Origin of the sequence: Rubellimicrobium arenae (assembly GCF_017916275.1) — a bacterium.
GTDB lineage: Bacteria > Pseudomonadota > Alphaproteobacteria > Rhodobacterales > Rhodobacteraceae > Rubellimicrobium > Rubellimicrobium arenae.
In genome coordinates, this window is the sequence record NZ_JAFMST010000005.1 from 13,187 (window position 1) to 36,746 (window position 23,560).

19 protein-coding genes are annotated in these 23,560 nt (G+C 68.3%); 6 read left to right on the forward strand and 13 right to left on the reverse strand.

Features of this window, described 5'->3' with window-relative positions; genetic code table 11:
• The first annotated feature begins 1 nt into the window (after position 1).
• Genes J3P31_RS09015 through J3P31_RS09030 form a run of 4 tightly spaced genes read left to right on the forward strand, consistent with a single transcriptional unit; the run spans position 2 to position 3,620 of the window.
• Positions 2-910, forward strand: coding sequence for an ABC transporter permease (locus J3P31_RS09015; protein WP_210528108.1), 909 nt, complete (start codon positions 2-4; stop codon positions 908-910).
• On the forward strand, positions 910-2,538 hold the full coding sequence (locus J3P31_RS09020; RefSeq protein WP_210528109.1) for an ABC transporter ATP-binding protein: 1,629 nt from the start codon (positions 910-912) through the stop codon (positions 2,536-2,538). Before J3P31_RS09015 ends, J3P31_RS09020 begins: the two co-directional genes overlap by 1 nt.
• 1 nt (position 2,539) lies before the next feature.
• Positions 2,540-3,094 (forward strand): chromate transporter, encoded by a 555-nt coding sequence (locus J3P31_RS09025; RefSeq protein ID WP_210528110.1) that lies wholly within the window; start codon positions 2,540-2,542, stop codon positions 3,092-3,094.
• Positions 3,084-3,620: a chromate transporter gene (locus tag J3P31_RS09030; protein ID WP_210528111.1), complete on the forward strand. Its 537-nt coding sequence runs from the start codon at positions 3,084-3,086 to the stop codon at positions 3,618-3,620. Before J3P31_RS09025 ends, J3P31_RS09030 begins: the two co-directional genes overlap by 11 nt.
• A 287-nt stretch (positions 3,621-3,907) precedes the next feature.
• Here J3P31_RS09030 and J3P31_RS09035 read toward each other — a convergent pair whose 3' ends face one another.
• Positions 3,908-5,737 (reverse strand): hypothetical protein, encoded by a 1,830-nt coding sequence (locus J3P31_RS09035; protein WP_210528112.1) that lies wholly within the window; start codon positions 5,735-5,737, stop codon positions 3,908-3,910.
• 627 nt (positions 5,738-6,364) lie between these two features.
• Here J3P31_RS09035 and J3P31_RS09040 point away from each other — a divergent pair.
• Positions 6,365-7,783 carry a hypothetical protein gene (locus J3P31_RS09040; protein WP_210528113.1) on the forward strand — a complete coding sequence of 473 codons (1,419 nt, stop codon included), beginning with the start codon at positions 6,365-6,367 and terminating at the stop codon, positions 7,781-7,783.
• 81 nt (positions 7,784-7,864) lie between these two features.
• Here J3P31_RS09040 and mnhG read toward each other — a convergent pair whose 3' ends face one another.
• The 6 genes from mnhG to J3P31_RS09070 are packed head-to-tail and all read right to left on the reverse strand — an operon-like array spanning position 7,865 to position 13,877.
• A complete protein-coding gene (mnhG, locus tag J3P31_RS09045; protein ID WP_210528114.1) occupies positions 7,865-8,242 on the reverse strand; it encodes a monovalent cation/H(+) antiporter subunit G in 378 nt (125 codons plus the stop codon).
• A complete protein-coding gene (locus J3P31_RS09050) occupies positions 8,239-8,520 on the reverse strand; it encodes a K+/H+ antiporter subunit F (RefSeq protein ID WP_210528115.1) in 282 nt (93 codons plus the stop codon). Before J3P31_RS09050 ends, mnhG begins: the two co-directional genes overlap by 4 nt.
• Positions 8,517-9,005: a Na+/H+ antiporter subunit E gene (locus tag J3P31_RS09055; protein ID WP_210528116.1), complete on the reverse strand. Its 489-nt coding sequence runs from the start codon at positions 9,003-9,005 to the stop codon at positions 8,517-8,519. Before J3P31_RS09055 ends, J3P31_RS09050 begins: the two co-directional genes overlap by 4 nt.
• Positions 9,002-10,645, reverse strand: a complete 1,644-nt coding sequence (locus tag J3P31_RS09060) for a monovalent cation/H+ antiporter subunit D (protein ID WP_210528117.1) — start codon at positions 10,643-10,645, stop codon at positions 9,002-9,004. The genes J3P31_RS09055 and J3P31_RS09060 overlap by 4 nt, the downstream gene beginning before the upstream one ends.
• Positions 10,642-10,986: a Na+/H+ antiporter subunit C gene (locus J3P31_RS09065; RefSeq protein WP_210528118.1), complete on the reverse strand. Its 345-nt coding sequence runs from the start codon at positions 10,984-10,986 to the stop codon at positions 10,642-10,644. Before J3P31_RS09065 ends, J3P31_RS09060 begins: the two co-directional genes overlap by 4 nt.
• On the reverse strand, positions 10,986-13,877 hold the full coding sequence (locus J3P31_RS09070) for a monovalent cation/H+ antiporter subunit A (RefSeq protein WP_210528119.1): 2,892 nt from the start codon (positions 13,875-13,877) through the stop codon (positions 10,986-10,988). Before J3P31_RS09070 ends, J3P31_RS09065 begins: the two co-directional genes overlap by 1 nt.
• A 403-nt stretch (positions 13,878-14,280) precedes the next feature.
• On the opposite strand from J3P31_RS09070, the gene J3P31_RS09075 reads away from it, so the two are divergent.
• Positions 14,281-16,596, forward strand: a complete 2,316-nt coding sequence (locus tag J3P31_RS09075) for a Tex family protein (protein WP_210528120.1) — start codon at positions 14,281-14,283, stop codon at positions 16,594-16,596.
• On the opposite strand, the gene J3P31_RS09080 is transcribed toward J3P31_RS09075, so the two are convergent.
• The 6 genes from J3P31_RS09080 to J3P31_RS09105 form a co-directional block, all read right to left on the reverse strand.
• Positions 16,574-17,662 carry a glycosyltransferase family 4 protein gene (locus tag J3P31_RS09080; RefSeq protein WP_210528121.1) on the reverse strand — a complete coding sequence of 363 codons (1,089 nt, stop codon included), beginning with the start codon at positions 17,660-17,662 and terminating at the stop codon, positions 16,574-16,576. The two genes, J3P31_RS09075 and J3P31_RS09080, sit on opposite strands and share 23 nt — an antisense overlap.
• Entirely contained in the window at positions 17,659-19,236 is a 1,578-nt protein-coding gene (locus J3P31_RS09085; protein ID WP_210528122.1) for an ABC transporter permease, read from the reverse strand. The genes J3P31_RS09080 and J3P31_RS09085 overlap by 4 nt, the downstream gene beginning before the upstream one ends.
• Positions 19,233-20,027 (reverse strand): ABC transporter ATP-binding protein, encoded by a 795-nt coding sequence (locus J3P31_RS09090; protein ID WP_210528123.1) that lies wholly within the window; start codon positions 20,025-20,027, stop codon positions 19,233-19,235. Before J3P31_RS09090 ends, J3P31_RS09085 begins: the two co-directional genes overlap by 4 nt.
• Positions 20,017-21,012 (reverse strand): ABC transporter substrate-binding protein, encoded by a 996-nt coding sequence (locus tag J3P31_RS09095; RefSeq protein ID WP_210528124.1) that lies wholly within the window; start codon positions 21,010-21,012, stop codon positions 20,017-20,019. Before J3P31_RS09095 ends, J3P31_RS09090 begins: the two co-directional genes overlap by 11 nt.
• A gap of 93 nt (positions 21,013-21,105) precedes the next feature.
• A complete protein-coding gene (locus J3P31_RS09100; protein ID WP_210528125.1) occupies positions 21,106-22,713 on the reverse strand; it encodes a sulfatase in 1,608 nt (535 codons plus the stop codon).
• The gene (locus J3P31_RS09105) at positions 22,701-23,450 is read right to left on the reverse strand and encodes a CDP-alcohol phosphatidyltransferase family protein (protein WP_210528126.1); all 750 of its coding nucleotides are present in this window, start codon (positions 23,448-23,450) and stop codon (positions 22,701-22,703) included. Before J3P31_RS09105 ends, J3P31_RS09100 begins: the two co-directional genes overlap by 13 nt.
• Positions 23,451-23,560: the final 110 nt, after the last annotated feature.

Sequence of the window (23,560 nt, forward strand, 5' to 3'; positions counted from 1 at the left end):
GATGACTGCGCAGCCCCTGTCCGTCCGCTCCCCCTCGACCATGTCCAACTCGCTTGCGGCGCTCTGGCGCGACAAGCTGGCCGCCCTTTCCGCCGTGATCCTGCTCGTGGTCCTCGGCTGCGCGGTCCTCGGTCCGACGCTCCTGGCCGACGAGGCGCGGGCCATGAACCTCCAGGCCCGGAACGCTGCGCCCTTCTCGGGCGGGGGGGGATGGCTGTTCGTGCTCGGGGCCGACGCGCTCGGCCGCAGCCTTCTCGCCCGGATCATCGTCGCGAGCCAGAACACCATGGTGATCGCATTCAGCGCCGTGGCCTGCGCTCTCCTGATCGGGGGGGCTCTTGGACTTATCGCCGGCTACAAGGGTGGATGGGTCAGCGCCGTCCTGCTCCGGCTCGCGGATTCGATCATGAGCTTCCCGTCGATGCTGCTGGCCGTGATCGTTCTCTTTGCCCTCGACCCGGGCATCACCAACGTGATCCTCGTCCTTGCCGTGTCGCGGATCCCCGTCTTCCTGCGAACGATCCGGGCGGAGGTGCTGGAGATCAAGGAACGGCTCTTCGTGACCGCCGCCCGCGCCATGGGCGCTCACACGGACCGGGTCCTCCTGCGCCATATCGCCCCCATGGTCCTGCCCACCGCGATCAACCTGGCCACGCTCGAAGTCGCATTCGTCATGCTGGTGGAGGCGGGACTGAGCTTCCTCGGCATCGGCATCCAGTCACCCGAGGTCACCTGGGGCCTGATGGTTGCGGATGGTCGCAACTATCTGGGCTCGGCCTGGTGGCTCGCCTTCTGGCCCGGGCTCGCGATCATGCTGGTCACGATCTCCCTCAACCTGCTGTCCAACTGGCTGCGCATCCTGACCGATCCGGTCGAGCGGTGGCGCCTTGTCTCCAAAGGAGCGGTGTGATGCCCGACGTGCCCCTGCTTTCGGTGCGGAACCTGTCGATCCAGTTCCCGACCCCGACCGGGCTCGTCCGGGCGGTCGAGGATGTGACCTGGTCCGTGCGTGCCGGAGAGACCCTCGCCATCCTCGGCGAGAGCGGATCCGGCAAGTCCGTCTCCGCTTCGGCGGTGATGAACCTGATCGACTCCCCTCCCGCCCGGATCAGCCGGGGCGAGATCCTGTTCAACGGCATCGATCTTCTGAAGGCGTCCCGCCGGACGCGGAAGGCCGTCAACGGCAAGTCGATTTCCATGATCTTCCAGGACCCGCTCGCCGCTCTCAACCCGGTCTACCCCGTCGGCGGGCAGATCGCGGAAACCCTCCGGGCGCATGGCGTGGATCGCCGCACGGCACACCGCCGGGCGGTGGAGCTCCTGGCCAGGGTCCGGATCGACGATCCCGAGCGTCGTGCCCGGGACTACCCCCACCAGTTTTCAGGCGGACAGCGGCAGCGCATCATGATCGCCTCAGCCATCGCGCTCGAGCCCGACCTCCTGATCGCGGACGAACCGACAAGTGCTCTCGACGTCACGGTGCAGGCCCAGGTGCTCGATCTCCTCAAGTCGATCCAGGCCGAAAGTGGAATGGGCATGGTCCTGATCACCCACGATCTCGCGGTGGTGGAGCGGATCGCTGACAGGGTCGTCGTGATGCAGGCCGGCCGTGTGGTCGAGCAGGGGCGCGCCCCCGAGGTCTTGACGGACCCGCAGCACGCCCACACGCGCCAGCTGCTGGACGCGGTTCCAGGGCGGCACGGCTTCCCGGTCCCGCCTGCGGCCAAATCAGGGCCGCCGCTCCTCGAGGTGGATCATGTGACCCGAGTCTATGGCCCTCTGCCCAGCCGTTTTGCCACCGGGGCCACCCGTCCCGTGATCGCGGTGGACGACGTGAGATTCAGCATGGCTTCGGGCGAGACGCTGGGCATCGTGGGCGAGTCCGGATCCGGCAAGTCCACGCTGGTGCGGATGCTCCTGGGCCTCGACCGGCCCACATCTGGAACCATTCGCTTCGACGGCAAGGACCTTCTGTCGATGTCGCCGGCCGAAACCTTCAAGGTGCGGCGCCGAATGCAGTTCGTCTTTCAGGATCCCACGGCCTCGCTCAATCCGCGCATGACCGTCCAGCAGATCGTCTCCGAGCCCTGGGCCATCCACCGCGACGTCCTCGATCCGGAGCAATGGCGCCCGCGCGTGTCGCAGCTCCTGGCGCAGGTGGGCCTCCGGCCTGACCATGCCGACCGCTATCCGCACGAGTTCTCGGCGGGCCAAAGGCAACGGATCGCGATCGCCCGGGCTCTCGCGCTGCGTCCCGAGGTGATCGTCTGCGATGAGGCGGTCTCCGCGCTGGACGTCTCGATCCAGGCCCAGGTGATCGCTCTGCTCAAGGAGCTTCGGTCCGAACTGGGACTGTCCTACGTCTTCGTGGCGCATGATCTCGGCCTGGTGCGTGACTTCGCGACGCGAGTCCTTGTCATGTATCGGGGTCAAGTGGTCGAGCAGGGCACTGTCGAGGAGGTCTACGACCGTCCCCGTCACGAATACACCCGGCGCTTGCTGGCTGCGGCCGCCGGTGGTCTGCCGCACGCCGCCTGACATGCCGGATCAGGCTACCACCGTGCCGGGGCTGTTTGTCGCCTGCTTCAAGATCGGCTCCCTGAGTTTCGGTGGTGGCTTGTCCGGCTGGGTCCACCGCGAGTTCGTCCAGCGGCACGGCTGGATCACCGACGAGGAGTTCGCAGCGAACCTTGCGATGGCTCAGATGTTTCCGGGCGTGAACGTCGTCAATCTGGTCATCGGCCTGGGTGAGCTGCTCCGGGGACCCGGCGGCGCCGTCGCCTGCCTGATCGGGTTCCTGACCACCCCATTCTTCGCCGTCCTGGCCCTGGATGGATTGACGCGCCTGGTCGCCGATACGCGAGGCCTTGAGGCTTTCATGGAAGGCGTGGCCTTCGCCGCCATCGGGATGCTCGTCGTGGTCTGCGGCCAGGGCATCGCCCGGGTGCGGCACAGTCCCATGGGCCTTGCCACCATCATCGTCATCGCCGGAAGCGTTGGCGTGCTTGGCTGGTCGATGCTCCCGGTCGTCCTCGTGGCCGCGCCTGTCAGCATCGCCTTCGCAAATGCAAGGATCGCCGTAGATGGAGGATGACGGGTTCTGGAGCTTGAGTTGGATCCTTGTGCCATTGTCGCTTCTCTCCATCGGGGGCGGCGCATCGATCATCGCCGGGCTCGAAACCGAGGTCGTGCGGCAGCAGGGATGGATCTCCAGTCAGGAGTTCCTGCACATGTTCGCGGTGACGCGCGCCGCGCCTGGGCCGGGCACGATGGTGGCGACTCTGATCGAGTACAAGCTGGCGGGATGGACCGGTGCGGTCGTGGCGACGCTGGCTCTCTTCCTTCCATCCTCGGCGCTCTTCTATGCCGTGTTCCGGACCTCGAACCGCCATCGGGGGAAAAGATGGCACCGCGTCCTGAGGGAAGGACTGGCCCCGGTCGGGACGGGGCTGATGATCGCGGGCGTGATGGCCATCCTGCGCCTGTCGGGCGGAGGGCTGCTCGCCGTCGGGATCGCAGGGGCCGCCGCCGCGATCCTGTACCGGTTCCCCGGCCTCTCGGCGCTGGCCATAATCCTGGGAGGCGGCCTTGCGACACTGGGGCTCCGGGCGTGGGGCTAGGTCCGCATCCGTGACCGTACGGAACGGAGATCCCACCTCGACCCAGACGTGGTCCAAGCCGGGCAATGGACACGGTTCATCCTCGGTCCGCGCACCTGTCCCAAGCTGGCGTCCGCGGCGGTCGCCGGGACCCGGTCAAGATCCGGAGCGGAACGGATGGCCGTGCAGCCAGAGCACCTCCGCGCGCGTCCATCCCACGCGCCTCAGGTGATCCTCGTGGGGTGATCGCCTCCAGTTGACGTCAGGTCGGGCCTGGCCGGCCACGGAGCCCCGCCTCGGCCACCGCCCTAGTTGGCAACCGGCGACGGCGCAGCAGGCGACGAGCCGACATCCGCATCCGTCCTGGGAGGGTGGCCTCCAAAGACGGCAAGGGGCCGCGCATCGTCCCACCAGGGCTGCACGCCATCCCGGAATGCCTCGACCGCGAGCGATCGTGGGTTGTCCCCGGCGAAGGCGCTCTCCCACAGCCCCCAACTGCCGTATCGGCTCGGCACCCCGAAATCCGAGAACTGCGCCATCAGCGTGCCGCCCGCGTTGCGCCAGGTTTCCAGGTAGCGTCGGTAGAGGTCGCCCATCTCGGGCCGGTTCGCCAGGGTCACGAGGAAGTGGGTGCGGTCCAGGTCTTCCTCGCCGCCGAACAGGCCCGCCAAGTCGACGATATGCTGGCCTCCCTCATAGGCCTCGAGACGCCAGCCGAGGCTGCGGGCAACCTCGGCGTGATGGGCTATGCTGGATGGCAGGTTCACGATGCTGTCCGGTGCCGGGCCGTCGGCCACATAGTCAAGAGCCTCCTGGATCCCCCCTTCAGCTTCGGAGGTCCAGTCAGCCACCTGGTCGATCATGTCTTCGGAGCCGATGGTGCCTCCGAAGTAGGGGGCGACGGCATAGACGTGGAACGGGGCATCCCGGGGCGGTGTGCCGCCCTGAGCCACATAGGCCGGCGCATCGAGAGCATAGGCCTCCAGTCCCAACCAGCCGAACTGGGTGGAGAAGACATTGAGAGCCCGAGTGCCGGCCTCCTCTCCGAAAACGTCGGCGACGATGCGCGCCATCTCGGCCGCCCTCATTCCATACCATTGCATCCATCCGCCTTCCGCCTCCTCGCCCCAGGCTTCGACGGCTTTCTGCTGGACCCAGCTGGCCTGGGCGAACCCCCAGTTCCAGACCTCGTTGGAATACTCGAAGCGCGCCACAAGTCCGGGGTCGAGGTGGTCGCGGACATAGGTCGCCAAGTGCCGAATGTAGTCATCATCCGCCTGGTGGGGGATCGTGAACCACGGATCCGCGCCGACCTGGTTGGCCAGCGCCACCATCATGTCGACCGAAGCCCCCCCGCCATGTTCGTAGGACGCCTGCGAGGCCGCCCCGATCGGCGTGGTATCGGCCCAGGATTGCAGTTCGGAGTTGTTGGTGTTCATCCAGTCCATGAAACGCAGGACCCGGAAATTCTCGATCTTCTCTATGAAGGCGGGATTGAAGATCAGCCCGTCATCCAGCAGGGGCCCGTCGTCCTGATAATAGATTCGTATATCGCGGATGTAGTCCCCGGAATGCTTCGGATCGGTGCTGGTGATCGAAATCCATGACGTATCGCCTTCGAGAGCGAACACGATCCGGTGGTCCGACTGGTCGAGGACGCGCACGCCCCCTCCGATCTCCAGGCTGCCTTCGCCTTTCCAGTCGACCACATACGAACCCTTCCGCAGGTAGTTCCCTGCCGTCGTCCAGACTGTCGACACCCGTTCGAAGGGCGCGGGCGATCCGTCGCGGGTCAGGCGGCGCACCCAGCCGTGCTCGTCCAGGTCCAGCAATCCGGCCTCGCCCGTATCCCAGGTGCCCTGCGTCTGGGTGAACCAGGGGCGGGACATCTTGAACAGGTCGATGAACGGAAACTCGGTCGACCAGTCGTTGAGGCTGGAAAGGTTGGTGCCCAGGGAAGGGCCCTCCGCGACCGCGCGGTTCGACGTGGCAGGCGTTGCCTGCACCGTTTCCACGGGTCGGCTCTTGATGGCCTCCTGCGGCAACGGCTGTTCCGCGGGCGCGGCCCCGACCCAAAGATAGACGGCGGCCGCCAGCAGACCGAGGAGAGCCACGACATAAGGAGCAACACGACGCATACACGACTCCAGCAACTCCCGGCACATTCCGGGTCGGGACTGTTCACTCGCCAGAACGGCCAGGGACCTGGCAGACACGCCGGACCGTCTGTGGTGGCATGAAGAGCCGATCGCCTTGCCGTTCGCCGCGCGAATCCTAACGCGGCCTTGGGCGCGGCGTCACGAGGTCTTGCATGTCGGAGACATGGTCCGCGCAGCACGTTTCTCCCATCGGGGAGAACGACCCGGCACCGAGAGCGGGGCACAGTGGGCGAAGAGAGAAATCCAGCGGCGACACTCGCCTGATCAACGGTCTCCATGCCATGGGACTTCATGGCCGTTGGCCCGGCAGGGGCGTGTCGGCACCTTTGGACGATCCACCGACCGTCCGACCGGCAGCATCCCGACCGAGGGATTCCCGGGGATCCAGGGTCGTCTCCGTTCTGCGCCAACAGAACCTCCGGGACTGAAACCAAGGGCCTTTCCATAATTGGCGGCGATGGCCGTTGGCGAACGAGGTTCCTGCCCAATGATTCTGCCCTGACCGGATCATGCGAAGTGGCACAAAGGCAAATTGCCTAGTTTCGAGAAAGAGGCTCTGATAGACCGATATGTAACCAATCTATCCGACACTGCGCAGGAAGATCGATGTCTCCGAACGCGTTCGCGTATCTGGCCTTGCTCGTCTGGCCTGTCGCGTCGTTCGCGATGTTCCGCTTCATGGGGCCGCGTCATGGGCTGCTCGCCTGCATCATCGGGGGCTACCTCCTGCTGCCTCCCCTGCCGACAAGCTTTGAGCTGCCCGCCCTGCCAAGCCTGAACAAGCACACGATCCCGGCCTTTTCCGCGCTCGTCATCTGTCTTGCCCTGTTCCTGCCCGTGAAGGACCTTCTCCCGAGGGGGCCCATGGCCCGCGTGCTCCTGGGGGCCTGCTTCCTCAGCTCCCTGGTCACTCTGGTCCTGAACATGGATCCTCTGCTCTGGGGATCGTTCTGGGTCACGGGGATGCGGATCCCGGAGGTGGTCCCGAACACGCTAGCGCTTCTGGCAGAGCTGCTGCCCTTCCTCCTCGGGCGTGCCCTTCTCAAGGGCGAGGCCGGCCTGCGGGAATTCCTGTGGGCCATCGCCATCGCGACGTTCGCCTATTCCTTCCCCATGCTGGTCGAGGTCCGGCTGAGCCCCCAGATCAACACCTGGGTCTATGGCTTCTTCCAGCACGACTTCGGCCAGATGATGCGCGGGAGCGGCTTCCGGCCCATCGTGTTCCTTTATCACGGACTCTGGGTCGCGTTCCTGACCGCCACAGCCATCCTGGCCGCCGCCACCATCGTCCGGTCCGGCTCCAGGAAGGCCGTGTTCGCCCTGTTCCTGGTCGTCTGGCTGCTGGCCGTTCTGGTGCTCTGCAAGTCGATGGCATCGCTGATCTATGCGCTCCTCGGGCTGCCTGTGATCCTGTTGTTCTCGCCCCGGATGCAGATCAATCTCGCGGCGATCATTGCCGTGCTGCTGCTGTTCTACCCGGCCCTTCGCTACAGCGGCGTCATTCCGACGGACTACATGGTGCAGACGGCCGAACGGGTCAGTGCCGATCGGGCGCAGTCTCTCGAGTTCCGGTTCGACAACGAGGACAGCCTTCTCGCGCGGGCCATGGAACGCCCGCTCTTCGGATGGGGAGGATGGGGCCGCAACCAGATCCGGGAGGCCGACAGCGGTCGGATCACCTCGGTCACCGACGGTCTCTGGGTCATCCTCATAGGGGTGAACGGCATCGTCGGCTATATCGCGAAGATGGGGCTCCTCTGCCTGCCCATCCTGTTGACATGGCGCCGACGAAAGCAGTCCGTGCCCCCTCTCGCGGCCGGAGGAATGCTGATCCTGGCCATCAACCTGGTCGACATGATCCCCAACGCGACCCTGACGCCCCTGACCTGGCTTGCTGCGGGGGCATTGCTCAGCTGGGCCGAGCAGCCGTCGGCATCGCAGGGGATGGCCCCGGTCCCGGCCCGGCCGCTCCTGCCGGTCGTCCTGGGAGGGGCGCCCCGCGGGGGCATTCGGACCGTCCTCTGAACCCGGGATCGATCTGCCGGCCAGGAGGACGCAGCTCGCGTCTCCCCGGTCCCGAAGACTACGGCCGCCCTTCGGGTCGGATCAAGGGAGCTGCTCGTCCGGATTATCCGGCGCCCCGGCCGGCGGCGGAGCGGCGTCGAGCCCCTCGATCCGGTCGCGGTGCAGGGCCGCACGGCCCAGGAGCATCAAGGTGACGGGCGTCGTGATCATGACGAACAGGCCGATGAGAAGCTCATGGATGACCAGCCTCTTCTCGAGCCAGGTGAACAGGATGGCCGAGGCGAGAACGATGCCCAGAGTTCCCCAACTGGTTCCAAGCGTCGGGGCATGGAGCCGGTCGTAGAAGCTGGGCAGACGCACGAGCCCGATGGTGCCCAGGAGCGTGAGGCCGCTGCCCAGGACGATCAGCAGGGCCACGGGGATGGCGACCCAAAGGGGAACGGAATCCAGGTGGCTCATTCGATCACCTCGCCGCGAATGAGGAACTTGGCCAGTCCCACCGTGGCGACGAATCCCATGAAGCCGATGACCATGGCGGCTTCGAAGAAGAACAGGCTGCCCGAGCGCATCCCTGTCACGATGAACAGAAGCATCGCGGTGATATAGAATGTGTCCAGTCCCAGAACCCTGTCCTGGGCCCTCGGACCCCGAAGGATGCGCAGCCCGGCCAGAGCCCCCGCAAGGGCCAGCGCGATCTGGGCAAAGCCGAGCGCAAAGGCCAGGATCGTTCCACTCATTCGAAGATCTCCAGCAGGCGGGCCTCGTAGCGGTTCTGGATCAGATCCAGCCAGTCTCCCTCGTCCACCAAGTCGAAGACATGAAGGAGCAGGACGCCCGTCTCCGGGTCGTATTCCAGCCAGGCCGTGCCCGGGGTGGCGGTGACGATGATCGCGAGAACCGCCAGCGCGGCGGGATGACGAAGGCGGAGCGGGATGCGCAGAAAGCCGGAACGCCGCGCCCCGCCACGTCCGCCCGACAGGATGAGCCAGGCGACGGCGGCGTTCGACCTCAGGATGTCCCAGGCGACGATGCCCACGAGGCCGGGGATGGCCGTGGCGCGGCGCAGGCTGGGCCGGTCCGGCTGCAGCGCCCCCATCGCCCAGCTCGCGAGGATGGCGACGCAGGTGCCAAGCAGAAGGTGTCCGAGCGAGAAACGCGTCAGGATGAGCCAGATCAGCACGAGCCCGAACGTCAGCACCGGGTAGGGCAGGAGCCGGCTCATTCGGCCTCCTCCGGCTGGTCCGAGATGCGCGGCGCGAGGTTCACCCCGGTCGTGTAAACGGGGGGCGTGTGCAGCGCATGGGAGGTGGCTTCCATGTAGCGCATGATATCGTCGGCCTCGATGGTCATCACGGCGGCGAGGATGAGGAGCCCCGCAGGGGGTCCGACCTCCAGAGCCCACACCTTCTGGGGGGCGCCTTCGGTCGTCCAGAAGACCTGCACGCCGACCCGGACGAGCCCGATCAAGGTGGCAAGGCCCGAGGCCAGCAGAAGTGCCATGAAGGTCCAGGCCCAGCCCCAGGGCACCGCCAGCCCGGTCCCGGCCAGCAGGCCGGACAGGATCGCGAACTTGCCCACGAAGCCGGCCAGCGGGGGCAGGCCCGCCAGAACCAGGAGACATCCCCCGAAGCACAGGCTCAGCATGGCGAGGGACCCCGGAATCGCCAGACCCACTCCGGCGTCCTCATCCTCTGGCGGGTCCTCGATGCCATAGGCGTCCGCTGTCAGGGCCAGCATGGCCGCGATGTCGCCGTCCTCCCGGCTCATCGGTTCGATCAGCAGGAAGAGCGCGCTGGAGGCCAGGGTCGAGACCACCAGATAATACAGGCCGCCGGCCAGCATGGCGCTGCCGCCGTCGGCCAGGGCAAAGCCGATCACCCCCAGGACCGTGCCCGAGGAGATCAGGACGAGATGGCCCGCCATCCGCCCCAGTCCCTGGCTGCCCAGGACGCCCAGCATGCCGAAGAAGACGGTCAGCATGCCGCCCACCATCAGCACCTCGGCGCCCATGCCGACCGAGGGTCCAGCCCCCGGCCCGAACATCAGCATCGACAGCCGCAGCGCGGCGTAGACTCCGACCTTGGTCAGGATCGCGAAGATGGCCGCCACCGGGGGCGAGGCCGCCATGTAGGCCGAGGGCAGCCAGAACGACAGGGGCCACATGCCCGCCTTGACCAGGAACGCGAGGCCCAGGATGGCCGCGCCGGCATGGAGGAGCGGCCGTTCGGCGTCGGGCAGGGTCGGGATCAGCCCGGCCAGATGGGCCATGTTGAGCGTCCCCGTGACGCCGTAGATCAGGCTGACGCCGATCAGGAACATCAGCGAGGCGGTGAGGTTGACCGCGATGTAGTGCAGCCCGGCGCGGACCCGGAAGGCACCGGACCCGTGCAGGAGGAGACCGTAGGAGGCCGCCAGCAGCACCTCGAAGAAGACGAACAGGTTGAACAGGTCGCCCGTCAGGAACGCCCCGTTGAGCCCCATGAGAAGGAACTGGAACAGCGCGTGGAAATGCTGCCCCTGCCGCTGCCAGCCCGCCAGGGAATAGACCAGCGCCGGGATCGCCAGGACGGCCACGAGGACCAGCATCATCGCCGACAGGCGGTCGAGCACCAGGACGATGCCGAAGGGCGCGGCCCAGTCCCCCAGGAGATAGAACCCCATGGCTCCGCCCTCGGCCAAGGGGCTCTGGGTGGCGCGCGCCAGCAGCTCCCAGGCGACCAGGAGCAGCGCGACCGCCGAGCCGAAGCTGAGAACGAGCCGGGCCTTGCGCTGCCGCTCGTCGCCATAAAGCAGCATCAGCGCCCCTGCGAAGAAGGGGATGAGGATGGGCGCGATGAGGAGATGCTCGGGCGAGACCGTCACAGGTTGCGCTCCTGCCCGTCGACATGGTCCGTGCCGCTGAACCCGCGCGAGGCGATCATCACGACAAGAAAGAGCGCCGTGGTGGCGAAGCTGATGACGATGGCCGTCAGGACTAGGGCCTGGGGGATCGGGTCCGCATAGGCGTCGGGGTTGACGAACCCGCCCTTGGGCATGATCGCAGGGGCCCCCACGGTCAGGCGCCCCATGGCGAAGATGAACAGGTTGACCGCATAGGACAGCAGGCAGAGCCCGACGATGACCTGGAACGTGCGGGGTCGCATCAGGAGCCAAGCGCCCGAGGCGGCCAAGATGCCGATGGCGGCGGACAGGACGATTTCCATCAGGCGGCCTCCTCCTGTTCGCGGGCGGGCGCCTCGTCATGGGCGCGGGTGCGGGCCGAGCGGAGCGACTGGTGCGCGATCGCGATCAGCATCAGGATCGTGGCGCCCACGACCACCCCGAAGACGCCCAGGTCGAAGATCATGGCCGTCGCCGCCGGCACTTCGCCGATCAGCGGAAGGTTCACGTACTGCGCATGGGCCGTCAGGAACGGATAGCCGAAGACCCAGGAGCCGATCCCCGTTCCCCCGGCCGTCAGCAGGCCGAAGCCCATCCAGCGCGCCGGCAAGACGGTGAGCTGCGACTCCACGAGCCGGACATGGGTGGCGAGGTACTGGAGCAGGAAGGCAATCGCCAGGGTGACCCCCGCGGAGAAGCCGCCGCCCGGCAGGTCATGCCCTCTGAGGAAGAGGTAGGCCGACAGGACGATCATGACCGGGAACATCCACTGCATGATGACCGCGGGCACCATCATGTAGTCGCTCAGTGGCCGGGCCTCCGGAGCCACCTGCTGTTCGGGGGGGCCCGCGCTTTCGGTGGCGGGGCGGAATCGTCGGAGCAGCGCGAACACCGACAGGGCCACGATGACCAGGACCGTGATCTCGCCGAAGGTGTCGAAGGCCCGGAAGTCCACGAGGATGACGTTGACCACGTTCGTCCCGCCACCTTCCGAGTAGGCGTTGCGCAGGAACCAGTCCCCCACGGTCGCAAGCTGTGGCCGGGTCATCACCATGAAGGCGATCGCCGACATCGCGGCCCCGAAGACCAGGGCGATCACGAGGTCGCGGCCCCGCCGGATGCGCGCGGCCCGCAGCTGGTCGCCCGGGATCTCGGCCAGCCTCTTGGGGAGCCAGCGAAGGCCCAGGAGAAGAAGGACCGTCGTGACGATCTCGACCAGGAGCTGCGTCACCGCAAGGTCCGGCGCGGAGAACCAGGCAAAGGTGAGGCAGGTGACCAGGCCGGCGCCTCCCAGGAGCACCAGCGCCGCAAAGCGGTGATACTTGGCCTGCCACGCGGCGGCGATGGCGCAGGATGCGCCGACGATCCACATGACCAGGAAGCCCGGGTTGAGCTCGGTCGGGCCGAGCCGGGGCGGCGTCCCGGCCGAGCCCCACATCATGTAGACCGTCCCCGCGATGGCCAGCAGCACGATCAGCCGGAGCTGCGGCTGAAGCCGATCCGGCCCGACCAGCCGCAGCAGGCGACGCGGCCCGGTCCAGGTGGCAACCAGCATCACTCGCTCATAGAAGCGCTGAGCCTGGATCCTGTGGACCAGGGGCGGGCCTTCGGGGCCGTTCTGGATGGCGCGCGCGAAGACCAGATAAAGGCCTGCGCCCAGGACCATGGCGATCAGGCTCATGATCAGGGGCGTATTGAACCCATGCCAGACCGCGACGCTGTAATAGGGCATGTCCGCCCCCAGCACCGACCGCGCGGCCATGTTCAGCGTGGGGCCAAGCGTGAGGCCCGGGATGATCCCGACCACGAGGCAGATCAGGACCAGGAGCTCGACGGGACGCCGCATCCATGTCACCGGCTCGTGGGGCGTCTTCGGCAGGTCGACGGGTGGCGGCCCGAAGAACACCGTCATGATGAAGCGCATCGAATAGGCCACCGAAAAGACGCTGGCCAACGTCGCGATGTAGGGCAGCGAGTCGTCGAGCCAGGTCCCGTTGTGCCACTCGACGGCTTCGGCAAAGAACATCTCCTTGGACAGGAAGCCGTTGAGCAGCGGCACCCCCGCCATCGCGAATGCCGCCACGATGGCCAGGCTTCCCGTCGCGGGCATCAGCCGGATCAGCCCGCTGAGCCGACGCATGTCGCGCGTCCCTGTCTCATGGTCGATGATGCCGGCTGCCATGAACAGGGAGGCCTTGAAGACCGCATGGTTCGCGATGTGGAAGATGGCCGCGACGATCGCCCCGTTGCTTCCGATCCCGGCAAGCGCCGTGATCAGGCCCAGGTGACTGATCGTCGAATAGGCCAGCAGGCCCTTGAGATCGTGCCGGAACAGGGCGATCACCGCGCCGAAGAGAAGGGTCGCCATTCCGATCCCGGTCACCGTGAAGAACCAGGCCTCGGTTCCTCCAAGCGCGGGCGAGAACCGGACGAGCAGGAAGACCCCCGCCTTCACCATGGTGGCCGAATGGAGGAAAGCTGACACCGGCGTCGGCGCCGCCATCGCGTTCGGCAGCCAGAAATGGAACGGAACCTGGGCGGACTTGGTGAAGGCCGCAATCAGGAACAGGGCCAGGGTCACGCCATAAAGCGGATGCGACCGGATCTGGCTCCCTTCCGCCAGCACTCCGTCCAGGTCATAGGTGCCCGCGATCTGTCCCAGGAGCAGCATCGCCGCCAGGAGGCAGAGCCCTCCGGCCGCGGTCACCACCAGCGCCATCCGGGCGCCATCCCGGGCCGCCGGGCTACGCTGCCAATACCCGATCAGCAGGAAGGAGATGAGGCTCGTGAGTTCCCAGAACACCACGAGCATGATGAGGTTGCCCGATGTCAGCAGGCCAACCATGGCCCCGGCGAAGGCTAGGATGGACGCGAAGAACTTCGGCGAAGGATCTGATTTCGCCAGATAATACCGCGCATAGAGGACGACCAGCACGCCGATCCCCAGCACCAGCGTCACGAAAAGCCACGCAAAGCCGTCAAGCCGGAAGACAAGATCAAGGCCGAGCGACGGCACCCAGGAGATCGCGTACCGCAGCACCTCGCCCTCGGCCACGGGCCGGTGGACCGCTGCAAGGATCAGCAGGCCGGCAAACATGATCAGGCCCGACAGCCAGGCCGTGCCGTTCCGGGCGCCCGTCGGCATCGTGGCCGCGATCACCGAGCCCGCAAAGGGCAGAAGGACGAGAAGAAGGATCAGGTTCGGTTCAGCCATGCGCGGGTCAGCCTACTCCTTCGTCCGGCGTTTCACGGGACCACGGAACGGACCTCCTCGAAGGTGGTTCGCCCGGAGGTCTTGCTTGTGGTGTCAAGAAAGACCGGGCGCCCCGGCCAACTCCCTTCCGAACTAGAGGGCAGGGGGGTGCAATATCAACCCCAAGCGGGACGATCGGTCACATGCCGCCCGAGCAAACGTTCCGTGATCTCAGGGTCACGTCCTTGCGGCCGCCGCGATCGCGTTTGGCGCGCCGCTCGCCTGTCCGGTCCCGACCTGACGACTGGTGCGGACGATTGGTCGCCGGGGCGCGGCGCCTTGCCCATGCTCTCGGGTCTTGGCCCGGTTCCCCGCCGACGCTATGGCGGGTGACCGTTTTCTCTCCGAGTCAGCAGGACGACCCATGACCCAGGACGCCGCCCGCCGCATCCCTCACCTGATCGCCGCCGAGATCGGCGCCGGCGCCCCGCAGGTGGAGGCCGCGATCACGCTTTTGGACGGCGGCGCCACGGTCCCCTTCATCGCCCGCTATCGGAAGGAAGCCACCGGTGGGCTGGACGACACGCAGCTGCGGACCCTGTCCGAGCGCCTGACCTACCTGCGGGACATGGAGGCGCGGCGGGCGGCGATCGTCGGGTCGATCACCGGTCAGGGCAAGATGACGGACGAACTGGCCCGCTCGCTTGCCTCGGCCACGACCAAGGCCGAGCTCGAGGACATCTATCTGCCCTACAAGCCCAAGCGCCGCACCAAGGCGATGATCGCGCGCGAGAACGGTCTCCAGCCGCTGTTCGAGTCCATCCTGGCCGACCGCGCCGCGGACCCTGCAGCTCTGACGGCGGCCTATGTCACCGAAGCCGTGCCCGACGCCAAGGCAGCCCTGGAGGGCGCGCGCGATATCCTGGCCGAGGGTCTGGCCGAGAATGCCGATCTTCTCGGCCGCCTGCGCGCCCACATGAGGCAGGTGGCGCGGCTCACGGCGAAGGTCGTGGACGGGAAAGCGGCCGAGGGCGCCAAGTTCTCGGACTACTTCGCCCATTCGGAGGCCTGGGCCACCGCGCCGTCCCACCGCGTCCTGGCGATGCTGCGCGGACGGAACGAAGGCGCGCTCGCGGTCGACCTGGCCATCGACGACGAGGCCCCGCGTGGCGAAAGCCCGGCCGAAAGGACCTGCGCCGCGGCGCTGGGCGCCGCCGGAGCCGGCGCGGGCGACCGCTGGCTCCGCGAGGCGGCGAGCTGGGCGTGGCGTGTGAAGCTGCGGGGCTCGCTGTCCCTCGACCTGATGGTCGAGCTGCGCGAGCGGGCCGAGGAGGAGGCGATCCGCGTCTTCGCCCGGAACCTCAAGGATCTGCTCCTGGCGGCGCCGGCCGGGGGCAAGGCGACCATGGGCCTCGATCCCGGCATCCGGACGGGCGTGAAGGTCGCGGTGGTCGATGCCACGGGCAAGGTCATGGCCACCGAGACCGTCTACCCCTTCCAGCCCAGGAACGACCTTCGCGGGGCCCAAGTCACCCTGGCGCAGCTCATCGCCAGGCACGGAGTCAGGCTCATCGCCATCGGCAACGGCACAGCCAGCCGCGAGACCGAGAAGATGGTGGCCGACCTGCTGGCGCATCTGCCGGGCTCCGAAAAGCCGGTGAAGGTCATCGTGAGCGAGGCCGGCGCTTCGGTCTATTCCGCGTCCGAACTGGCCGCCAAGGAATTCCCGGATCTCGACGTCTCGCTTCGGGGCGCGGTTTCGATCGCCCGCCGCCTGCAGGATCCGCTGGCCGAGCTGGTGAAGATCGAGCCCAAGTCCATCGGGGTCGGCCAGTACCAGCACGACGTCGACCAGGGCCGCCTGGGTCGCTCCCTCGAAGCGGTGGTCGAGGATGCGGTGAACGCGGTGGGCGTGGACCTCAACACCGCGTCCGCGCCTCTTCTCGCGCGCGTGTCAGGCCTGGGGGCCTCGCTCGCGGCGTCCATCGTCGCCCACCGCGACCAGAACGGTCCGTTCCGCACCCGGCGCGATCTTCTCAAGGTGGCGCGGCTCGGGCCAAAGGCCTTCGAGCAGGCGGCGGGCTTCCTCCGCATCCCGGCGGGGGACGAGCCTCTCGACGCCTCGTCGGTCCACCCCGAAGCCTATGAGGTGGCCCGGAAGATCGTGAAAGCCTGCGGGCGGGACATCCGCGCCCTAATGGGCGATGCCGCCGCGCTCAAGAAGGTGGACCCGCGCGCCTTCGTGGATGACCGCTTCGGCCTGCCGACGGTCAAGGACATCCTGGCGGAGCTGGAAAAGCCCGGTCGCGATCCCCGGCCTTCGTTCAGGACGGCGACCTTCACCGAAGGTGTCGACGAGATCGGCGACCTCAGGCCAGGAATGCTCCTCGAGGGGACCGTGACCAACGTGGCGGCGTTCGGAGCCTTCGTCGACGTGGGCGTGCACCAGGACGGCCTCGTGCATGTGAGCCAGCTGGCCGACCGCTTCGTGAAGGACCCGCACGAGGTGGTGAAGGCCGGGGACGTGGTGAAGGTCCGCGTGGTCGAGGTCGACGTCCCGCGCAAGCGGATCGGCCTGACCATGAGGAGCGACTCGGGCGAGGCCCGGGAGCAGGCGCGCGAACGGGGCCAGGGCTCCGGCAAGGCTCCGGCCCGAGGTCCGTCGTCGGCATCGCCGAAGGGAGGCTCCTCGGGCGGCAACGCCTTCGCAGATGCGCTCAAGGGCAAGTTCGGCCGGTAGTCCGCCGCGCCGCTCCGTTTGGACCAGCCTCGACTTGGTCCAGCACGGTCCCCATGATGGCGGCGGTGTCGGACCAGGTCGGAAGGCGCAAGCCGGCCGCCTCGGCCCGCGTGGCAAGCTCGGTGCGAAGGGTGTCGTCGGTCAGGAGGTCCCGCAAGGCCCCGGCCAGAGCCTCCGGTGAATCCGGCGGGACGAGGAGCGCCGCCGATCCCACCGTGTCCGGGACCGCCCCGGCCCGGCAGGTCACGATGGGAAGCCCCGCCGCCAGAGCTTCGGCCAAGGCCATGCCGTAGCCCTCGTAGCGGGTGGCGAGCGTGAAGATCCGTGCCTCGCGGTAGCGGCGGGCGAGGTCGGCGTCCTCGACCTCGCCCGCCAGCAAGACCCGCGACCGGAGGCCGAGCTCGTCCACCAGCGACCGCAGTTCGTCGCGGACCTGCACCTCATGGGTCTTGCCCACGATCTCGGCCACCCAGTCCAGATCGGCGATCCGGGACAGGGCGCGGATCAGCACGTCATGCCCCTTTCGTCGCGCGAGCAGCCCCACCGACAGGATCAGCGGCTGCTCGGTCCCCAGAGGGCGTCGGCCGCGCGGTCCGTCATGCCCCGGGGGCGCGACCGTCACGAGCGACGGGTCGAGGCCGAAATCGGCCACGAGCACCCGGGCGGTATGCGCGCTTGGGACCACGACATGGGCCACATGCCGCAGGTTCGCAGCCTCCCGCGCGAGGAGATGGGCCGCACGCGCCGGCGGCAGGCCGGTTTCGAGCCCGAGGGGGTGGTGGACCATGGCGATGACCGGGCAGGCGAGGGAGGCCAGGACCCCGGTGTCGATCGCGCCGAACACGAGCCCGTCGAGGATCAGCGGCCGATCGGAGGACAGGGCGCGCAGGGATTCGGCCGCAGCCCGGGCCTCCCCTTCGGAAGGGGCGGGATAGGAGGCCGGCAGCATAAGGTGCGCAACGTCCCGACCGGCGGCCCGCAACTCCTCAAGCAGCCGCCGTTCGTAGATGAAGCCGCCGGTCTTCTGACGGTGGTCGCCCGGGATGGCGAAGGCTGCCGGTCTCATGGGGCGAGTTGCTCGGGCGCAAAGCGGGCCAGGAGCGCCCGTTCCAGGGCTGCGATCCCTGCATGGGCCGCCAGGGCCGCAAGGCCGATCAGGACGATGCTGCTCCAGAGCGCGGCATAGTCGGACGTCATCGCGGTCATGGCCATGTGGCTTCCCAGACCCCGTCCCGTGGCCAGCCATTCCGCGGTGGTCGTGGCCAGGATCGCCGCAGGGATCGACATGCGCGCCGATGCGCAGAGGGCCGGCAGCATGGCCGGAAGCTGCGCGATCGCCAGGCGCCGGATCCGCCCGGCATCGTAGCTGTCCAGGATGTCCAGGATCGGACGCGAAGCGTGGCGCAACCCGCTCAGGCAGGCGACGAGGGTCGGAAAGAACACCATGGCCGCGACGACGGCGATGGTTCCGGCCGGGCCGCGTCCCAGTCCGAGCACGATCAGCGGCGCCGTCACGACGACCGGGATCGACCTCAGGGCCAGCGACAGGGGCAGCACCGCAGCCGCGAATGGGGGCGCGAGGACGAGAAGGGCGGCGAGCCCCGCTCCGGACGCGAGCCCTGCCAAAGCTCCGGGCAAGGCGTGGGACGCGGTCTCTCCCAGGGCCACCAGAAGGGTCTGCCGATGGACCGCCGCATCCGACCCCGCGACCAGATAGGCCCAGACATCCGCGGGCCGCTTGGCGAAGAAGGGCGACAGGGCCAAGGCGTCCATGAGACCCTGCCAGAGCAGCAGGACGAACCCCATGAGGCCCAGCAGAGCAAGCCCTCGGGCAGCCGGGCTCCGGACGGGCGGGTCGGGCGGCGGGGCGAGGAGAACAGGGGGTGGAATGATGTCGAGGCGTCGCCCCAGCACGCCGAGGCCGCCATGGACGGCCATCGCGGAAGCCGCGGCGACCGTGGCGATCGTCCAGGCGCCGACCACGTCGAGCGACCGGATCGCCTGGATCGTGAGCACGCCCAAACCCCGTTCGGCCCCCGTGAACTCTCCGACCATCGCGCCGAGGAGAGCGGCCGGAGCGGCGATCTGCAAGGCCGCCAGAAGGTAAGGGACCGACGCAGGCAGACGGACCTGCCAGAGCTCGGCCCAGCGTGTCCGTCCATAGCTGCGGACGAGGTCGAACCAGCTGGCCGGCGCCGCCCGCAGTCCCACGAGGACAGTGGTAAAGGTGGTGTGGACCACCGCCAGCGCCGCCAGCGCGACCTGTGGACCGATTCCGGGGCCAAGGATCACCCGGAGCACCGGCCCGGTAGCCACCAGCGGCAGGCAGAACAGGAGAAGCGAGATCGTGGTGAGCGGTCGTTCCACACGCGGTGCCAGCACGGCCGTCAGCGCGAGCCCAAGCCCGACGGCCACCCCCAGCGCAAATCCCAGCGCCCCGGCCCTCAGGGTGGCCAGCAGGGCGCGCAGCAGCAGCCCTCCGTCCAGTCGCAGGCGCTCCAGGATCTGGCTCGGCCCCGCAAGGACGAAGTGACTCTGCGAGGCCTGCGAGGCGCCTTCCCAGGCCAGGAGCAGGCCAAGGACGCCAGCGCCCTGCAGCCATGGCCCCGGGCGCAGGGGAACGAGGGCCTGTCCCGTCATTGCGCCGCCAGTCGCTGGTCGCCGCCACTGTCCCGCAGCGCGGCGGACACTTCGTCGCAGAAGGCGTGGAACCGGTTGGAGCCGATGCCCGTCCCGCGCGGCCACGGCAGGTCGATGGCGATGTCCGCCGCGACCCGGGCCGGCCGGGGCGTGAGCACCACGACGCGGTCCGACAGCCGCACGGCCTCGGCCACCGAATGGGTGACGAGCAACGTGGTCGTCCCCTGCGCCTGCCAGAGCGGGGCGAGATCCTGATGAAGTTGCCCGCGCGTCAATTCATCCACGGCACCGAAAGGTTCATCGAGCAGCAGAAGACGGGGCCTGCCCGCGAGGGCCCGCGCGATGGCCACCCGCTGTCGCATTCCACCCGACAGCTCCGCGGGCCGGCGCTCCTCGAACCCGGACAGGCCGACCAGGGCGATAAGCGCGTCCACCGCGGTCCTGTCGCGTTGCAAGCCCGCCAGAGCGCGGCCCAGCGCCACGTTTCCGCGCACGCTGCGCCAGGGCAGCAGGGCCGCATCCTGGAAGGCGACGGCAAGATCGCCCCGGGCGCGGACTGCCTCCGGCGTTTCATCTCCGATCCGCAAGGATCCGGAGGTGGGCGTCTCCAGCCCCGCCACAAGGCGCAGCAGGGTGGATTTCCCACAGCCCGACGGACCGACCAGCGCCGTTGTGCGTCCGGCCTCGACCCGCAGGTTGAGATCCACCAGAGCCTCGATCCGATGAGGGCCGTGGCCGTAGCTCTTGCTCAGGTCCCGAACCTCGATGCTTGGCGGTCGGTCAGTTGCCATGCACCTCCTCCAGGACGGACCGGTCCCACAGGTCCGGGCCGACCTCCTGGCCGAGCAGGGCCAGCGTGCGGATGTTCGCCTCGACGGATTCGTCCGTGAACCAGCCAAAGCCGTGCGCGTCCGTGACGTCCGTGAACATCAGGGGAAGCTGACGCTCGGCCTGGATGCGCTGGGCCTCCGGGTCAAGGCCGAGGTCCGGGAACATCTCGACCGTCAGCGCGGCTGCGGCGGCCGGGTCCTTGCGATAGTCCTGCCAGCCCCGGGCCTCGCCCCTGAGAAGCTTCACGATCTCGTCCCGGCGCTGGGCCAGGCTGTCCTCGGTGGCGATGTAGGTCTGCGCGTGGATCTCGTAGCCATGATCCGCCATCAGCATGACCACGCTGTCCACCCCCTGGACGGCCATCGCCACCGGCAGGTCCGTCGCCCAGCAGAGCAGGCAGTCGGCCTGGCCCTGGAGCAGCGGCGCCGCGTCGTACTGGGTCGGCACGATCTCGATGGCGGTGGCATCGATGCCGTTGAGCGCGCACAGCGCGTCGAGGACCGGACGATTGATGAGCGCCATGCCCAGCCGCTTGCCCAGGAGGTCGCGGGGCTCATGCACGGGGTTTGCGGGCAGGGACGCGATGCAGAACGGGTTCTTCTGCATGGCCACTCCGATGATCCGGAACGGAGCCCCCTGCGCGACCGCGGCCGCGTCGTAGTCCGCCGCCCCGCGCCCCAGCAGCGCCTGCCCGGCGACCAGCGGGGGCGCGACAGGCGCATTGGGGCCTCCGGGCAGCAACGTGACATCCAGCCCTTGCTCGGCCCAATATCCGTTCCGAAGCGCGATGTAGCTGCCTCCGAACTGGACCGAGTGGAGCCAGGACAGTTGCATCGCCACCGGGATGCCTTGGGCGTGGGTCGGCCGGACCCCCAGGAGCCCGGAGCCAAGCAGCGAACCGGCGGTGAACAGCAATTGGCGGCGGGTGGGCGCAGATCGGGTCATCGCGGTCTCCTCCTGTCCTTCATGCTACGGCGTCCATTGACCTAAGGGAAGCGAAGCGTGGTCCTGTTCGGACCAAGGGCCTGGTGCAAAGGTTCAGCGCGGCCCGGACGTGGTCAAAGCCTCCACGAGGTGGTCGCGGACCTCCTCCATCGGCCATGGCGCGACGTCCCCGGCCGGCACGAGCCCGGGCGTCCAGCCCCAGCCCTTGAAGGCGGCGATCAGATCGGGCGGGCCGATCAGGTGCATGGGCACGTCCGATCCCTCGATCCCCGACACGAAACCCGCAGGGGGGTGGTCGCCCAGCACCAGAAGAAGGGGCCGCGGGTCCGGCGCGAGCGCCGCCCAATCCATCACGGTCCGGAGCGAATAGTCGAGCGACCTGCGATACTGGTCCCGCACGCGCGCCTCGTCCGCCCAGACCTCCTCGGGCGAGGGGCCGGCGCTGGCCTGGTCGGCGAAGATCCGGCCGTCGCCCACCTCGGTCCAGGGCACCAGCCGCGGCACCGGCGTCCAGGGGGCATGGGAGGAGATCAGCGCGATCTCGACGAACAGGGGCTCGTGCTGCGGTCCGATCCTGTCGCGAAAGGCCGAAAGCACGTACTGGTCCGGCATCGTCACCCAGTTGAAGGGCGGGCCTTCGTACCCGAGCTTCGCGGCGTTGAGCTGGGTCCGAAAGCCGAGTTTGCCGCCCTCGGGCCAGGGCAGGACGATGGCTGGCTCCACGGCGGCTGGGTGGCGGCCCGACGCCGCGCCCAGGTGCCAGAGCGTGCGGCGGGGGCTGGCCAGCAGCGCGCCATAGCGCCGCTGGTCCGAGATCCGAAGGCCGGAGGCCAGCGTCGCATGAGCGAGCCAGCTCTGCCCGCCCTCGACCGGCGAGACGAGCCAGCCCGACAGGCTGGCCAGGCCCGCGCGCCGGAGCTTTCCCTCGGCCTCGCGAAGCGAACCCATATGGGTCGGGGCGTAGAGGGCGTTGTCGAAGCTCGCGCGGCCGTAGCTTTCGACAAAGATGACGATGAGGTCGCGCGTCCCCAGGCGGTCGAAGAGGTCATCCCGCCCGGCATAGGGATCGCGCCGTGCCGCTTGGGCAAAGTCGGCGAACGCGGCGCGGGACCGGGCGAGGTCCCGGACATGTTCCGCTGCGACGCGGGTCGTGAAGGCCGAGCCGGGCGGGTTGATCCCACGCCACGCGCCGAGGTGCAGGCCGGTCTCGCTGATCGCCAGCATCGCGAAGTTTGCCGCCACGAGGCCGGCGATCCATCGCCCGCGCGGGGCCAGCCCGAGCGCGGCCCACACCCCCAGCGCCCACACCAGCGCAGCCAGCGTTCCCATCAACGCGAGTCCGAGGCCCGCCAGCAGGCCCAGTGTGATCCATGGCCCGGCGATCCCATGCAGCAGCCGCAGTCCTGCCGGGACAAGTTGCATGTCGGTCAGGGGATCGAACATCCGGCCAAAGGCGATGGTGGTTCCGAGGTCCGCAAACTTCAGGGTGATGATGGCCGCGAGGAGAGATCCAAGGCCCCATCGAAGGGCACGCCGCCCCCGACCCCGTTCGCCCAGCGCCGCGAGCCCCAGCGTCAGCACCGGCAGTTCGAGCGGAACGAGGGTCAGGGCCCCCCAGGTCAGCGCGCCCGGATGGTTCGGCTGGATGAGCGCCAGATGCAGGATGGCGGCGGCGAGGAGACGTCGGGCTACCGTTCCCACGCCCGGCTCCGCCCCGAGGCAAGCTCGCGGATGTCCGTGCCGAAGGACCAGGCGAGCAGCAGGGTCGCGACAGCGCCAAGGATACCCGACAGCGGGGGCTGAACGAGCGGGGACAGCAGCGCCACCAGGGTCGCGATCTGGATCACGCAGACGGCCTTGCGGCGACGCCGCTGGGTCAGGGGGGCGGCAAGCCAGGGCAGGGGCCAACTCGCCAGGACGAAAAGGTACCGCATCAGGCCGAGCAGCAGGATCCACGGCCCCGCTTCCTGCATCCGCAGGATCGCGATCGACAGGAGGGCGGCGAAAACGGCATCCACCTCCATGTCGAACCGGGCGCCGAACGCGGTCGCAAGCCCCGTGCGGCGGGCCAGCATTCCGTCGACACCGTCAAGAGCGAGCGCGATCGCCGCCCCACCCGCCAGCAGCCACGACGTCGATGATGCGGAGTCCGGAGGAAAGACGATAGGGACGGACAACAGGCTGGCCAGCGCCGCGCGAAGCAGCGTCACGAGGTTGGCCAGTCCCAGGAGCGGCGGCGACCAGTGTCGGCCGAAGGACATCACGATCACGGTGGAGATGATCAGGTGCGCGCCCACCGCGACAGGTCCTCCTCCGGGCGCGAGGGTAGACCCCGCCAACCAGACCGGGGGAAGCAGGATCAGGGCGGCCAGTCCGGCGCGGAGCGCAGCCGTCCGCGCGCCGAAGAGTGACCTTGGGGCATGGCCGCTGCGGAGCATGGCTCCAGCAAGTCCGTCTTTCTGCCCACGCGTCAAGATCATGACGCAAGCGGCTTCGAAATCGAAGCCGGCCCTGTTAGGATGGCGAAGTGAACCTCCGGGGGATTGCG